The sequence below is a fragment of the Paraburkholderia sp. XV genome, from assembly GCF_020177535.1.
GTDB lineage: Bacteria > Pseudomonadota > Gammaproteobacteria > Burkholderiales > Burkholderiaceae > Paraburkholderia > Paraburkholderia caribensis.
This window is the reverse complement of the sequence record NZ_JAGUUD010000021.1, coordinates 47761-62330: the sequence shown is the minus strand read 5'-3', so window position 1 is coordinate 62330 and position 14570 is coordinate 47761. Positions and strand designations below refer to the sequence as shown.

Here is a 14570-nt window from a genome sequence, read left to right as displayed (position 1 = left end):
CCAATGAATGTTGTGTGGATCGGACCACCTTATCAGAAACAGGCGCGGCCGTTTTCTACTGCGCCGCAACATACCCGAATTCGCGAATTCGCGCGTGTCTTCTGGCAGGCGGCGTCATTTTCACCAATAATGGCCCAATAACTGTCGCAGAATGAGGACGGCCATGGATTACCCACCCGAAGCCATCCGTACCATCGCGCTGGTCGGCCACGCCGGTTGCGGCAAGACCTCGTTGATCGAGGCGCTGCTGAAGGAAGGCGGCGCGATCCACGCGGCAGGCAGCGTCGACCGGGGCTCGACGGTCTGCGACTTCGATCCGCTGGAGCGCAAATACCACCACTCGCTTTCTTCCGCGATCGCCCACCTGCATTACCAGAACACCCGCATCTACCTCGCCGACACGCCCGGCTACCCCGACTTCTCCGGCCTTTCCATCAGTGCGCTGCCCGCCGTCGAAACCGTCGCGATCGTGATCAACGCGCGCACCGGCATCGAAATGACCACGCGCCGCATGATGGCGTGGGCCGAGGCGCGCAAGCTGTGCCGGATCATCGTGGTGAACGGCATCGACGGCGAAAAGGTCGATCTGCCCGGCCTGCTCCAGGAGATCCAGGAGACGTTCGGCAAGGACTGTCTGCCCATCAACCTGCCCGCGCAAGGCGCGACGGCCGTCGTCGACTGCTTCTTCAATCCGTCCGGCGAATCCGATCTGCTGACGGTGGAATCCGCGCATAACGCGCTCGTCGATCAGGTGATCGAACTCGACGCGAAGCTGATGGAGCTGTATCTCGAACAGGGCGAAGCAGTCCAGCCGGAACAACTGCACGAACCATTCGAGCGTGCATTGCGCGAAGGGCATCTGGTGCCCGTGTGCTTCACGTCGTCGGCGACGGGCGCGGGCATCCGCGAACTGCTCGACGTGTTCGTGAAGCTGTTGCCCAATCCGCTCGAAGGCAATCCGCCCCTCTTCTATCGCGATGTCGACGGACGGCGCGAGACAGTGCAGGCCGAGCCCGATCCCAGCAAACATGTGCTCGCGCATGTGTTCAAGATCGTGATCGACCCGTATATCGGCAAGATGGCCGTGTTCCGCATCCACCAGGGCACGGTGCGGCGCGACAGCCAGCTCTATATAGGGGACGCGCGCCAGCCCTTTCGCGTCGCGCATCTGATGCTGTTGCAGGGCAAGGATCACGAGGAGATCGCGCAGGCGGGACCGGGCGATATCTGCGCGACAGCGAAAATCGACGAAATTTCGTTCGACGCCGTGCTGCACGACGCCCCCGAAGACGGCAACATCCACCTCGCGCCGCTCGCGTTCCCCACGCCGATCTACGGCCTCGCCATCGAGCCGGAGCGGCGCGGCAACGAGCAGCGGCTGTGGGAGATCCTGCAAAAGCTCGCGGCGGAAGACCCTTGCCTGAAGATCGAACATCCCGTCGGCACCAACGAGACCGTCGTGCGCGGACTGGGCGAACTGCATCTGCGGCACATGCTGGAGCGGCTCGCCGATCAATACAAGCTCGGCGTCATCACGCGGCCGCCGAAGATCGCGTACCGCGAGACGATTGGCGGCAAGGCCGAAGGGCATCATCGGCACAAGAAGCAGACGGGCGGCGCAGGCCAGTTCGGTGAAGTGATGCTGCGCGTCGAGCCGTTGCCGCGCGGCGCGGGCTACGAATTCGTCGATGCCGTGAAAGGCGGCGCGATTCCGGGCCAGTTCATGCCCGCCGTCGAAAAAGGCATCTTGCAGGTGATCGAGAACGGCCCGCTTGCGGGCTTTCCGATGCAGGACGTACGGATCACCGTGTTCGACGGCAAGAGCCACCCTGTCGATTCAAAGGAAGTCGCGTTCGTCGGCAGGCCGCAAGGCGTTCATCGACGCCGTGCTCAAGGCGCAGCCGATCCTGCTCGAGCCGATCGTGAACATCGAGGTGATGACGCCCGAGACGACGATGGGCGACATCATCGGCGATCTGTCGTCGCGTCGCGCGCAGGTTCAGGGCACGCGCAATCTGGCGGGCCGGGCCGTGGTCGTGGCGGGGAAAGTGCCGCTATCGGAACTGGCCGACTATCAATCGCGCCTGAATGCGATTGCGGGCGGGCATGGCAATTACAGCATCGAATTGAGCCATTACGACCCTGTTCCGCCGAACCAGCAGGACAAGCTCGCATCGCAATACAAGAAGCAATCCGATACGGCCTGAGACGCCCGTGCGGCGCCCCGGCACAGTGGCTAGCGCGACTTGCCGCGCGCGCCCTTCTTCGCGCTCGCGGGGCGCGGCGCATCCTTGACGGGCAACGCGCCGCCCGTCATCTGCTCCATCCACGACAACGCATCCACGTAGGCCAGAAACTGCTGCAGATACCCCGGCGACAACTCGCGCATCAGCGACAGCGACCGATGCACGAGGCTGCTCGAATTGAGCGGCCCGGCATTGCCCGGCACCTGTTCAAGCGACACGCGCACCTGTTTCTCGGCGCTGACCCTGGACCAGGTTTCTCGGAAGTAATCGAGCGCCTTCAATTCGGAGCGGACGGCGGCGTTGAGCGCGACGCGCTCGTCGCCCGCCTGCGGGTGGCTCGCGATGTAGTCGGCCAGTTCCCCGAGCGGTCCACGCGCGGGCCTGCACGGCACAGCGGCGCGCTCGGGCGCCTGTGCCGCCGGCGCCCGGCCCGCGAGATCGGCGGCATAGGCTTCGAGCAAGGCCGACAGACGCGCGTCGAGCATTCGGCGCGCTTCGCCTTCGTGAGCGGCTGCCCGCCGCGCGAGCGCCGCGATGAAATGAAAACGCAGCGGATCGAGCCGGTCGCCGCCCTGCTCGCGCCAGGCGTCGAGCGTCGTCTGCGCGTCGCTGCCGCGTGCGGTTTCTTCCCCGGCTGCGTGGTCGTTACTCACGGTTCCCGCCGCCCGACGACGCGGGCCTCGGCACCGCCGCAATTTCCACGCGACGGTTCTTCGCCCGCCCTTCACTATCGGCGTTCGAGCTGACCGGCTGCTCCGAGCCAAACGCCGCCGCGAACACCGACGACGCAGGCACGCCCGCATCGATGAACGACCGCGTCACCGTCAGCGCACGCTGCGCCGACAGTTCCCAGTTGTCCGCGAAACGCCGGTTGCCGGAGCGCACTTGCTGATCGTCGGCAAAGCCGCTGACCATCAGGATTTCGTCGTGCGAGCGCAGATACGCGGACAACGGCCCGGCCAGGCTCTTCAGCAGATCGCGCCCCTGCGGCTGCAACTGGTCGGAGTTCAACGCGAACAGCACGTTGCCGCTGATACCGATGCGCCCGTTGACCAGCGTCACGCGCCCGGCCGCGAGCGGCCCGGCGAGCGCCTGCTCCAGCGTCTTGCGGCGCTGCGCTTCCATCTGCCGCTGCTTGACGGCGTCGTCGAGCCGCGCGGACAGTTCCAGCTGCACGCCGATCACGCCGACCAGGATCAGCACGAACGCGCCCAGCAATACCGACATCAGATCGCTGAACGCGGCCCAGATGGGCGTCGTTGGCTCGACGCCGCCGTCGATATCGTCGTTCATGCCGCGTCGGCTCCAGCCGATGCGCGCTGACCCGCCAGCTGTTGCAGGTCTTCGACGATCTGCTTCTGCGACAGCATGCTCAGGTCGATCACTTCCCGCGCCTGCGCGACGTAGTACGCAAGCTGCTCGTCGCTACGCAGCAGCGACTTGTCGAGCGCCGCCTCGATCCGTTGCAGATGCGCCATCAGCTTGTCGTTCGATTCGCCGAACAGCCGCACGCCCATGCCGAATGCTTCGCCGAGGCTCGCCACTTCGACGGCGCTGCCCGCCACCTGCGCGGCGACGTCGCCGAGCTTGCGGGTCTCCGTTTCGACCTTGTCGTTGAACTGCATGCCGACGCGCTCCAGCAGTCCCGCCGACGTCGCGACGAGCGCATCGACGGCCGTGCGCTGTTCGGTCGATGCGTGGTTCACGGCGTCGAGCAGCGTTTCGAGCGTGGCGAGCAGACGGCTGCGCTCTTCGAGCATCGCCGTGTCGCGGACCATGCTGTCGGAGAGCTTCTGCCGCAGTTCGGCGACGACTTCCGCCGCCGCGCGCGGCGCTTCCGACGCGGCCTCGACGAGCCGCGAGATTTCCGCAATCGTGCCGCTCGCGTGAGCTTGCGTCTGCGCCGAGATGTCGCGCGCGGTTTGCGCGAGCGTGTCGCAGATTGCCTGCTGGCGGCTCGCGGTGCGCTCGCCCGTTTCGTCCCACTTCTGGCTCAATGTGGACGCAACCGTTTCGAGCGATGCGCTCCACGCGTCCAGACGCTGCTGGTCGCGCGACGCCAGTTCGGCCTGCAAACCGGCATGCGACTCATCGACCGCGCGCAACAGCGCTGCCGAATGTTGCTCGAAGGCAGATGCCGCCGTGGTGAGCGCTTCGCGGTTGTGCTCCGCGAGCTTTTCGCCGATGCGCTCCTGTTCGGTGAGTGCTTGCGTCCAGGCTTGGGAAACCTGTCCCGCCGCGGCATCGAGGCGCGTCGATACGCCGTCGAGCAGAACGGTCGAGCGCTGCTCGACAGTCTGCGTGAAGCCTTCCAGCGACGTGCGCAGATCCTTGGCCAGCGACTCGCTCGCGCTCCGGTGTTCTTCGAGCGCTTCGTTCCAGAGTTTCGCCACGTTCGCCGTGGTCGACTCGAAGCCGTTCGAGAGGCCGTCCAGTTGACGCTGCACCGCCTGCTCGACGGTTTCGCGCAGCGACGCCATTTCGAGCGCGTGAGCGGCCATCGTGGCTTGCATCGCCGGCTGCAATGCCGCGCCCGCCGCGCGCGCGCTTTCCGCCGCGCTCGACAGCTGGCCCGCCGTCGCGTCGAGGCGTGCGGAGACGCCGTCGAGCAGTGCCGTCGAGCGTTGCTCGAAAGTCTGGCTGAAGCCTTCCAGCGACACGCGCAAATCCTGTGCGAGCGACTCGCTGGCGCTCCGGTGTCCCGCGAGCGCTTCGTTCCATAGCTTCGCAACGTTCGCGGTGGACGCGTCGAAACCCGTCGTCAGGCCGTCCAGTTGCCGCTGCACAGCGTGCTCGACAGTCTCGCGCAGCGACGCCATCTCGCGCGCCTGACCGGCCATCGTAGCTTCCATCGCCGGCTGCAATGCCGCGCCCGCCGCGCGCGCGCTTTCCGCCGCGCTGTCCTTCAGCGACTGCGCAACCGTCGACACCAGCCGCGCGTACGCCGCTTCCGTGCGTCCATGAAAGGCGTGCTGGTTCGAGATCAGCCGCTCGTTCAGCGCGAGGCTCTGCTGCTCGATGGCCGACATCATCGCCTGAAGGCGGTCGACCAGCACGGGCATCGTGTCCGCCTGGCGCTGCAGCAGCCTGAAGGTCTCGTCGCGCTTCTGGCTCTGCGAGAAGGCGCGCAACGTGGTCGCGATCTTCGTGTCGAGCAGCTGCGCGGCGTGGGCGCGCTCGCGGCGGCACAACGCCGACAGCAAGCCGAGCATCGCCGAGGTCGCCACGCCCGCAATCGAGGTGCCGAACGCAAAGCCCAGGCCCTTCACGGGCGCGGCCAGCGACGCGCGGATCGCCTGCAGATCCGTCGCGCTGTCGAGCGCGGCGCCCGTGCCCCGCAGCGTCGTCACCATGCCGAGCAGCGTGCCCAGCATGCCGAGCAGCACCAGCAGCCCGACCAGGTACGGCGTGAGCGCCGGACCCGGCAACGCGACGCGCTCGCCTTCGATGCGCAGGCGCACCGGATTGCGCAAACCGGGATGCAGCTGTTCGAGCCAGCCCCCGAGCCGGGACGGCGCTTCGGACAGTTCCGCGAGCGCGCGCGTGAGCGTCGCGGTGGCCTCCTGATACCGCTGCAGTTCCAGCGCGCCTGCCACATAGCAGCCAGCGACCAGCAGCGTGACGGCGAGCGCCAGCGGATTCGACACAATGTAGCCCGCGCCGACCCAACCGGCCACCACCAGACCTACGAGAAAAACAACGACAAAATCAATGCGATATCTGGACATCTTGTCCCAGTTAGCTGATGCGAAGGGCAGCCAGCAGCCCTTCGACCGGTTGAAAACGAATGTCGAGTTCGGCAAGCAACACGCTCTGCATGTCCTTGCGGAACACGTCGAGCCACGCGCCGGGCCGGGGTGCGGCTTGCGTCCCCGCCTCAGTGGGCAGCGTGGCCTCAGCGTCGTGCTCAGCCTCTGCAGCCTGACGCAGGCGCTCGAAATGACCGCTGAGCAGACCCGGCACCGCGCCGAACAGGCTGCGCTCGCGCGCGCCGAGCGAGCGCTCCATGATCGCGTCGACCACCGCGAGCCGCGTCATCTCGGACGTCTGGGCCGCCACCATATTGCGCAGCCGCCCGCGCAGACTGCCGATGCGGGTTTCCATCGCCTGCTGCAACGCCAGGTAGCACTGCCGAAAGTCCGCGTAATTGGCTTCCGCTTCGGGCGGCTGCGCGTTGTGCGCGTTGTGCGCGTTCTGCGGGTGCGCGCTGCCGCGCCGCCGGCGCGGTGCGAGCACGCTGTCTCCGGCAATCGCGTCCGCCAGCGACGCGCGCACGCGCGCGCACTCGTGCTCCATGCTGCCCGCGCCCCGCGCGCCGGACGCGACGGCGGGCGGCGCGCTGTTGAGCGCGGTCGAAAGCGCAATCGCGTCCGTCCAGCCGAGCCATTGGCTCAACTGGTCCGACAGTGACTGGCTGGAGGCGGAAACGTCGGCGGCAGTCAGGCGTGCGAGCAGACGGACGAGCGTCGGACCGCTGACCGCCGTGCGCTGAAGGGCTTGAACCATACCACCAGAAATCTCGAAAAGGCAGCATTTTACGCGCTGCCGGAGCGGAGATCGCCAGACGGGATGTCGACGGCGTGCCGCCGGCATGCCGCACCCGCCGCAAACCCCGGCCAACATTGGCAGACACGGATTCACCACCGCCGTCGCGCGCTCGCGACGGCGGCGTTGCAGCGCGGATGGCCACGCCCTCGTCTCGCGAAACGGCTAGTTCATCGTCAGCACGACACGAAAGCGCGCGGCGCCGCTCATCATGCGGTCATACGCTTCGGCGGCGCGTTCGATCGGATAGGTTTCGATCATCGGCTTGACGTCGGCGAGCGCGCTGAACGCGAGCGTGTCCTCGGAATCGGCCGACGAACCGGACGGCCAGCCCTGCACCGCATTGCGCCCCATGATGAACTGCACGGGCGGCACTTCGATCGGCTTGTCCGCGACGCCGAGGATGATCAGCTTGCCGTTCAGCGCGAGGCCGCCGAGCGTGGCCGTCATCGCGTCGGCGCTGGTCACCGTCGCCAGAATGACCGACGCGCCGCCCAGCGCCTTGAGCGCATCGGCGGGATTCTGCGCGCGGCTGTCGATGTAGTGATGCGCGCCGAGTTGCTTCGCGAGCGGCGCCTTGTCCTCGCCGCGCGCGATCGCGACCGTGTTGAAGCCCATGCGCCGCGCGAACTGCACGCCGAGGTGCCCCAGCCCGCCAATGCCGAGAATCGCGACCACCTCGCCCGCGCGCGCGCCGCTGTTGCGCAGCGCGTTGAACGTGGTGATGCCCGCGCAAAGCAGCGGCGCGGCGTCGACGTCGTTGAGTTCTTCGGGCATGCGCGCCAGCGCCTCGACAGGCACGACTAGATAATCGGCATAGCCGCCGTCGTAGCTGATACCCGGCACCTGTCCCTTTTCGCACACGACGAAATAGCCGCGCCGGCAATTCGCGCAGTGGCCGCAATGTCCGCCGTGCCAGCCCACGCCCACGCGCTCACCCGCTTTCCATCCTTCGACGCCCGCGCCCAGCGTATCGATCACGCCCGCGACTTCGTGCCCCGGCACGCGCGGATACTGCAGGCCCGGCCACTGGCCTTCCTTGGTCAGCGAATCGCTGTGGCAGATGCCGCACGCCTGCACCTTGATCAACACCTGGCCCGCGCCGGGCGCCGGCACGTCGCGCTCCACGAGTTCCAGCGCGCCGCCCGGCCCGCTCACCTGTACCGCTCTCATCTTTCGCATCGAATTTGCTCCAGTCGAAGAACAGTCATGCCAGCGCGGCCTCCGACGCTTTCGCATCGCATCGCATCGCATCGCAACCGGCTGGTCCGACATGGATACTAGGTGCTCAATGGAGCGGGCGCAATTGAAGGGACGCGTGCGGACGCTCACACGCGACGCCTACGGCAATTTCACAGGCACTGGCCGCGTGAGCAGATCGACATAGAAATCGAAAAAGCGTGCGTTATCGAAACGCTTGATGATCGTCATTTTCTGCAGCCCTGCCGGCGGCGAGCTTGCGTACCCCGTCGCCTTGCCGTCGTTCGCGCCGAAGCTCGTGTCGACGTCGACCCAGCGCTCTTCTGTCTGCGTGGCGAAGCTCGGGTCCATCAGCCACGCGATCGTGAGCGTGTCCCAGATGTCGGTCGTGTAGTTCGGATTGGTTTCGAAACCGTTCTTGCCGTCGAAACCATAGCCGTTCAACTGCTTGAACAACTGCGTGATGATGGTCTGTCTGTTCGGATCGTGCGCGACGCGGTCATAGATGGTCTTGTCCATCTTCACGGTGTCGGTCACGTCGAGGGGAACCACGGTCTGCCTGATCGGCAAACGCAGCACTTCGCGTGCCGCTTCGGGATCGAACCACCAGTTGAATTCGGCTGTCGCCGTGGTGTTGCCCGGCACGTCGATTGCGCCGCCCATGTAGACGATCTGCTTGATGAGCGGCACGATCTCGGGATGCTGTCTGGTCGCGAGCGCGATGTTCGTCAGCGGACCGATCGCGAGTATCGTCACCTGGTGCGGGTTCGCCTTCACGCTATCGACGATGAAATCCACCGCGCTCCTGCTCTGCACTTGCGTATGCGTCGCGAAGCCGTCAGGCGGCGCGACGAGTTGAGCATCGGACGTCGGCTCCGGCGTGCTCCATGCGCCCAGATAGCCGTCACCGCTGGGAAATTGCGCGAGTTCCTGCTGAATCTCCGCATACGGATGCGCCAGCGCGTAATTCGCGCCCGCATACACGCCAATGCGGTCTCCAACACCGAGCCGCTCCATCGACTTCAACGCGTCGGCGACACCTTGCCTGAGCCACTGGTTGCCCGACACGACTGTGATGCCGAGCACCTCGATCTTGCCTTGCGCCTGCAATTGCGCGGCCATCACGCCAAGCTGGCCGTCGTCGCTCAGCGTGTTGTAGTCGCTGTCGACGATCACCTTCGGCGCATCACGCGCGACGCCATTTCCGCCGCAGCCCGCCAGCATGACCGCACATGACATCGTGACGAAAAGTCGCTTCAACGGCGTCTCCTTGTTGTAGTTCGCGTTCGTGCGGCGCGATCGGGACCGCGTCGGCAGAAGGCTCATCATAGTGGCAAAGCCGGCGCGAGCAAACCCGCGTTCACGCCAAAACCCGCTCGTGACGTGCGTTTCGCGCCGATGCTCATGCGTGTTGCATGCACACGCGGAAGGTTGCGCCCGCAAGCACCACGAGACACGTGACGTTCTGCTCAACGAACGGCAGATCGTCGGGTAGAGTCAACATCTCGACGGAGACATCGGGGCATTGCGATGCAACCATAAGGAGGAAACAAGTGCAGGCAAGACACACTCTCGCGGTCATATTTGCATGCGCGGCGCTCGGCGCGCTGTCCGTTCAACCGGCGCGCGCGGATGGCGCACCCGACGAAACCATCACAGTGGAAGGCCTGTCGCGTCCAACCGACATCCTCATCGACAAATGGGGCGTGCCGCACATCTTTGCGCAGAACGAGCACGACGCGTTCTTCGTGCAGGGCTTCAATGCCGCGCGCGACCGGATGTTCCAGATCGACTTGTGGCGGCGTCGCGGTCTCGGCGAACTCGCCGAAATGTTCGGCCCTGCCTACGTCGAACAGGACAAGGCGACGCGGCTCTTTCTGTATCGCGGCGACATGTCGGTGGAATGGCAACGCTACGGGCCGGACGCGAAACCCGTCGCGACGCGTTTCGCAGCGGGCGTGAATGCGTATATCGACTGGCTCGCCGCGCATCCGGACCGTTTGCCGTATGAGTTTCGCCAGGTCGGCTACTGGCCCGCGAAGTGGTCCGCCGACGACGTGGTGCGCATCCGCAGTCACGGTCTCACGCGTAATCTGACGAGCGAAGTGGCGCGCGCGAAGGTCGCGTGCAAGAGCACACTCGAAGCGGATTCGATCCGCTTCGGCTTGCAACCCCAGTGGCAACCGCACATGCCCGAAGGACTCGATCCCTGCCTGCCCGACGATGTCCTCAAGGTCTTCAATCTCGCCACGCAAAACGTGCACGTGACGCGCGATTCGTTGAAGAGCGCCGACGCGTCGACAACCGTAATCGCCGCCGCCGAGAATCCCGAAGAAGTCACGGAGGGCAGCAACAACTGGGTGATCTCGCCGGACAAATCGGCAACGGGCCGCGCCATCATGGCCAACGATCCGCATCGCGCGTATGCGGCGCCGAGCCTGCGCTACATCCAGCAGATCAGCGCGCCGACGCTCGACCTGATCGGCGGCGGCGAGCCGTCGGCACCGGGGGTTTCGATCGGACACAACGGCGCGATCGCGTTCGGCCTCACGATCTTCAACATCGATCAGGAGGACCTGTACGTCTATGAAGTGAATCCCGCGAATCCGCGCGAATACCGCTACAAGGGACGCTGGGAGCCGATGCGCATCGTGCGCGAACAGATCACGGTGCGCGGCAGCGCGCCCGTCACGGCTGAGCTCGCGTTCACGCGGCATGGTCCCGTGATCTACACGGAACAAGCGAAGCATCGCGCGTTTGCCGTGCGCACCGCGTGGCTCGCGCCGGGCATGTCGCCTTACTTCGATTCCGTGCGCTACATGCGCGCGAAGAACTACGCGCAGTTCAAGAACGACCTGTCGACATGGGGCGCGCCGACCGTCAATCAGGTCTATGCTGACACGCACGGCGATATCGGCTGGGTGCCGAGCGGTCTTGCGCCGAAGCGTCCGAACTGGGACGGCCTGCTGCCCGTGCCGGGCGACGGGCGCTATGAATGGGCCGGCTTCTGGCCGCGCGACGCGATGCCTTCCGTGTTCAATCCGAAGCAGGGCTACTTCACCACGTCGAACGAAATGAATCTGCCCGACGGTTACCCCTATGCAGAGCGCAAGCTCGGCTTCGAATGGACCAACGGCTCGCGCCATCAACGCATCGACGAAGTGCTGAAGGCGTCGCCGAAAGTATCGATCGAAGATAGCGAGCGCCTGCAGAACGACGACGTGTCGATTCCCGCGCGGCGGCTCGTCGCCCTGCTCGCGCCGCTGTCGTCCGACGACGCCGACACGCGTGCCGCGCTCGCGCTGCTCAAGGGCTGGGACGCACAGATGGGCGCGAATTCAGCGCAGGCGGCGCTGGAAGAAGTCTGGCTGTCGCGGCATCTTGGCCGCGCGTTCAAGGATGCCGTGTTGCCGAAGGCCGCCGCCGATGCATTCAGCGCGCCCGACACGGCTGTGATGCTCGATTCGCTCGAACATCCCGACACCCGCTTCGGCGACGACGCGCAAGGCAGGCGCGACGCCGTCCTGCTGACGAGCCTGAGCGACGCGTATCGCGAGATGGTCCGCCTGCAAGGCGCGGATGCGAGCGCGTGGCAATGGGGCAAGCTGCAGACCAACCTCAACGCACACCCGTTCGCCGATCTCGTCGACGCCGACATGCGCGCGAAGCTCAACGTCGGACCGACGGGCAAAGGCGGCAGCGCCTACACGCCCAACCAGTCGACGTATCGGGCCAGCGACTTCCGCGAGACCAACGGCCCGTCGTTCCGCGTGATCGTCGATGTCGGCAACTGGGACAACTCGCGCGCCGTGAATCTGCCCGGCGAATCGGGCGATCCCGACAGCCCGCACTATCGCGACCTCGCGCAGATGTGGCTGAACGGCGAGTATTTCCCGCTGCTCTACACGCGCGCCGCCGTCGAGCAGGCGACGCAAACGCGCATTCATCTCGTGCCCGGCGCATCGACGCGATGACCTCCGCCGCCCGTCCCTCCACCATCCCTGCACACGGCGAAGCCCGGCAGATGGACGCGCGCGCGCCGTTCGTGATCGTGATGAACGCAGGTTCGGGCCGCAAGCAGGGCGAGACCACGGCCACGTTGATCGCGAACGCATTCGGCAAGGCGAACCGCGAGTACGAACTGATGCTGGTCCATGATCCGTCGCAACTCGGCGCGACGGCGCAACGCGCAGTCGAGCTTGCGCGGGCACGCGGCGGCGCGGTGGTCGGCGCGGGCGGCGATGGCACGCTGTGCGCCGTCGCGCAGGCGGTGATCGGCAGCGGCTGCGCGTTCGGCGTGCTGCCGTGCGGCACCTTCAACTATTTCAGCCGCGACCACGGCATTCCCGCCGATCCCGCGCAAGCCGTCGATCTGCTGCTGACGGCGCGCGCGCATCCCGTGCAGGTCGGCTACGTCAACGACCGCATGTTCCTCGTCAACGCGAGCCTCGGGCTGTATCCGAAGATGCTCGAGCACCGCGAAATCTACAAGCGGCAATTCGGGCGTAGCCGGCTGGTCGCGCTGTGGTCGGCCGTCACGATGCTGTTGCGGCGGCATCGGCATCTGCGTCTGCATGTCGATCACGAAGGCACGATGCGGGAGATTCGCACCTCGACGCTGTTCGTCGCCAACAACCGGCTTCAGCTCGAACAGGTCGGCGCGGCGGAAGCGCCGTTGCTGGCGCAAGGCTTGCTGGTTGCATTGGCGCCGCGCGCGACCGGCCGGATTGCGCAGATCGTGCTGTCGCTGCGCGGCGCACTGAGCCGCATGAGCGACGCGGACAACGTGATCGCCTTCGCGTTTCGCCGCTTCACCGTGACGCGTCCGTCGAAGCGGCGCAGGCGTGTCAAAATCGCAATGGATGGCGAGGTCACGCATATGCAGATGCCGCTCGAATTCCGTGTCGGCGACACGCCCCTTTATCTGCTGAAACCCGAGGCCGATGTCGCCGCCCGGAACCGCTCATGACGCTGTTGCTCCAGATCTCCGATCCGCATTTCGGCACTGAACGGCCCGGCGTCGTCGAAGCCTTGCTGCAACTCGCCGCACGCGAGCAGCCCGAGCTGGTCGTGCTGTCCGGCGATATCACGCAGCGCGCGCGGCGCAGCCAGTTCACCGCGGCGCGGGCGTTCATCGACCGGCTCGGCGCAATACCCGCGCTGGTGATTCCCGGCAATCACGACATTCCCCTCTTCAACCTGTTTGCGCGCGTGCTGCATCCGTATGCGAACCATCGGCGCGTGTTTGGCGCCGATCTCGAACCCGTGTTCGAGTCGCGCGAACTGCTGGTGATCGGGCTGAACACGACCCGTCGCGCGCGGCACACGGATGGCGAGGTGTCCGCGGAACAGATCGAACGCGCCGCGCGGCGGCTCGAACGCGCGACGCCGTTGCAGCTGCGCGTGGTGGTCACGCATCATCCCGTGGCGTCCGTCGCGGCGGAAGACACGCGCAACCTGCTGCACGGCCGCGAACCCGCCATCCAGCGATGGGCGCAGGCGGGTGTCGATCTGATCGTCGGCGGACATATCCATTTGCCTTACGTGCTGCCGCTCGCGGGCCGCATGGACATCGCGCGGCCCGTGTGGGCCGTGCAGGCGGGCACGGCTGTATCGACGCGCATTCGCGGGCAGATGTCGAATTCGGTCAATCTGATTCGCTACGACGCGGGCGATCCGAATGGACGCAAGGCCGTCGTGGCCCGCTATGACTACGACGAGAACGGCAATGCATTCGTGCCCGTGCTGGAGCATGAACTGGATCTCGCCGGCCCGGATGAAGTGCTGTCGCCCGTTCCCGTGCGCGCGGCGGGAACGCCATGATCGAGCTTGCGGGCTTCGCGGGCCGGCATGCGCTCGAACTGATGGCGGCGACGTTGCTGGTCGCGGCGTGCATCGCGTATGGCGCGGTTCAGGCGGGCCGTGCGCGCATGCTGACATTCGATGCCGCGATACGCGTGGGCGTGGTTGTCATCGTCATTGCGGCCGCGTGCTTCGCGGCCCTCACGCATGCGCTGTTGACCGATCCGGCCTTGACCCGCTTCGACCTCGCGTTCGCGCTCGATCTCGGCGCTACCGTGCCACGCGAAGTCAAACATGTCTTCGCTGTCGCGACACATCTTGGCGACCCCGAGGTGCTGGCCGTCTGCTGCGCGGCGGGTGTCATTGCGCTGCTGTCGACGCGCCACATTCTGCTCGCCTGCATGCTCGCCGCGGCTTCGGGCGGCAACGGCCTGTTGAACATGACGCTGAAGCACTTGATCCGGCGCGCGCGCCCCGAATACGACACCGCGTTCGCGTCCATGCATAGCTGGAGTTTCCCGAGCGGCCACACCTCCGGCTCGCTCGCGACCTACGGCGCGATCGCGTATGTGCTCGTGCGGACGCTGCCCGTGCGCTGGCGGCTGCCCGTGGTGCTCGGCGCGGTAGCGGTTGTCGGGATGATTGCGTGGAGCCGGTTGATCATCGGCGTGCATTTCGCCAGCGATGTGCTGGCGGGCGCGATGTCGTCGACAGCATGGCTCACCGCATGCGTGCTCGTGGCGGAGTGGCTACGGCGACGCGCTGTCGGCTGAGACG

At 66.2% G+C, this 14570-nt stretch carries 10 protein-coding genes and 1 pseudogene; 5 read left to right on the top strand and 6 right to left on the bottom strand.

Annotation, left to right across the window (positions count from 1 at the left end; all coding sequences use genetic code 11):
• The first annotated feature begins 163 nt into the window (after positions 1 to 163).
• Positions 164 to 2207: pseudogene (gene fusA, locus KFO72_RS13705) on the top strand (elongation factor G).
• A gap of 29 nt (positions 2208 to 2236) precedes the next feature.
• On the opposite strand, the gene KFO72_RS13700 reads toward fusA, so the two are convergent.
• The 6 genes from KFO72_RS13700 to KFO72_RS13675 all read right to left on the bottom strand — a co-directional run bounded on the left by KFO72_RS13700 (position 2237) and on the right by KFO72_RS13675 (position 9230).
• Positions 2237 to 2899, bottom strand: a complete 663-nt coding sequence (locus KFO72_RS13700; protein WP_225032363.1) for a DUF2894 domain-containing protein — start codon at positions 2897 to 2899, stop codon at positions 2237 to 2239.
• Positions 2892 to 3539: an OmpA family protein gene (locus KFO72_RS13695; protein ID WP_060607797.1), complete on the bottom strand. Its 648-nt coding sequence runs from the start codon at positions 3537 to 3539 to the stop codon at positions 2892 to 2894. The genes KFO72_RS13700 and KFO72_RS13695 overlap by 8 nt, the downstream gene beginning before the upstream one ends.
• Positions 3536 to 5974: a DUF802 domain-containing protein gene (locus KFO72_RS13690; RefSeq protein WP_225032362.1), complete on the bottom strand. Its 2439-nt coding sequence runs from the start codon at positions 5972 to 5974 to the stop codon at positions 3536 to 3538. The genes KFO72_RS13695 and KFO72_RS13690 overlap by 4 nt, the downstream gene beginning before the upstream one ends.
• 10 nt (positions 5975 to 5984) lie before the next feature.
• The gene (locus KFO72_RS13685) at positions 5985 to 6752 is read right to left on the bottom strand and encodes a DUF3348 domain-containing protein (protein ID WP_225032361.1); all 768 of its coding nucleotides are present in this window, start codon (positions 6750 to 6752) and stop codon (positions 5985 to 5987) included.
• Positions 6753 to 6956: 204 nt separating this feature from the next.
• Positions 6957 to 7973, bottom strand: coding sequence for an alcohol dehydrogenase (locus KFO72_RS13680; RefSeq protein WP_054932037.1), 1017 nt, complete (start codon positions 7971 to 7973; stop codon positions 6957 to 6959).
• Between the two features lie 159 nt (positions 7974 to 8132).
• Positions 8133 to 9230: a nucleoside hydrolase gene (locus KFO72_RS13675; protein ID WP_054932040.1), complete on the bottom strand. Its 1098-nt coding sequence runs from the start codon at positions 9228 to 9230 to the stop codon at positions 8133 to 8135.
• Positions 9231 to 9544: 314 nt separating this feature from the next.
• On the opposite strand from KFO72_RS13675, the gene KFO72_RS13670 reads away from it, so the two are divergent.
• From KFO72_RS13670 to KFO72_RS13655, 4 genes are read left to right on the top strand one after another with little or no spacing between them, the layout of a single operon-like run.
• Positions 9545 to 11965 (top strand): penicillin acylase family protein, encoded by a 2421-nt coding sequence (locus tag KFO72_RS13670; RefSeq protein ID WP_412101784.1) that lies wholly within the window; start codon positions 9545 to 9547, stop codon positions 11963 to 11965.
• Positions 11962 to 12960, top strand: a complete 999-nt coding sequence (locus KFO72_RS13665) for a diacylglycerol/lipid kinase family protein (RefSeq protein ID WP_060607785.1) — start codon at positions 11962 to 11964, stop codon at positions 12958 to 12960. Before KFO72_RS13670 ends, KFO72_RS13665 begins: the two co-directional genes overlap by 4 nt.
• Entirely contained in the window at positions 12957 to 13814 is an 858-nt protein-coding gene (locus tag KFO72_RS13660) for a metallophosphoesterase family protein (RefSeq protein WP_225032359.1), read from the top strand. The genes KFO72_RS13665 and KFO72_RS13660 overlap by 4 nt, the downstream gene beginning before the upstream one ends.
• Positions 13811 to 14566: a phosphatase PAP2 family protein gene (locus tag KFO72_RS13655; RefSeq protein ID WP_225032358.1), complete on the top strand. Its 756-nt coding sequence runs from the start codon at positions 13811 to 13813 to the stop codon at positions 14564 to 14566. Before KFO72_RS13660 ends, KFO72_RS13655 begins: the two co-directional genes overlap by 4 nt.
• The last annotated feature ends 4 nt before the right edge of the window (positions 14567 to 14570 follow it).

Bases quoted from the DNA above. Each gene is read 5' to 3' on its own strand.
- KFO72_RS13680 (WP_054932037.1), bottom strand. From the start codon at position 7,973: ATGCGAAAGATGAGAGCGGTACAGGTGAGCGGGCCGGGCGGCGCGCTG.
- KFO72_RS13675 (WP_054932040.1), bottom strand. From the start codon at position 9,230: ATGTCATGTGCGGTCATGCTGGCGGGCTGCGGCGGAAATGGCGTCGCG.
- KFO72_RS13685 (WP_225032361.1), bottom strand. From the start codon at position 6,752: ATGGTTCAAGCCCTTCAGCGCACGGCGGTCAGCGGTCCGACGCTCGTC.
- KFO72_RS13695 (WP_060607797.1), bottom strand. From the start codon at position 3,539: ATGAACGACGATATCGACGGCGGCGTCGAGCCAACGACGCCCATCTGG.
- KFO72_RS13660 (WP_225032359.1), top strand. From the start codon at position 12,957: ATGACGCTGTTGCTCCAGATCTCCGATCCGCATTTCGGCACTGAACGG.
- KFO72_RS13655 (WP_225032358.1), top strand. From the start codon at position 13,811: ATGATCGAGCTTGCGGGCTTCGCGGGCCGGCATGCGCTCGAACTGATG.
- KFO72_RS13690 (WP_225032362.1), bottom strand. From the start codon at position 5,974: ATGTCCAGATATCGCATTGATTTTGTCGTTGTTTTTCTCGTAGGTCTG.
- KFO72_RS13665 (WP_060607785.1), top strand. From the start codon at position 11,962: ATGACCTCCGCCGCCCGTCCCTCCACCATCCCTGCACACGGCGAAGCC.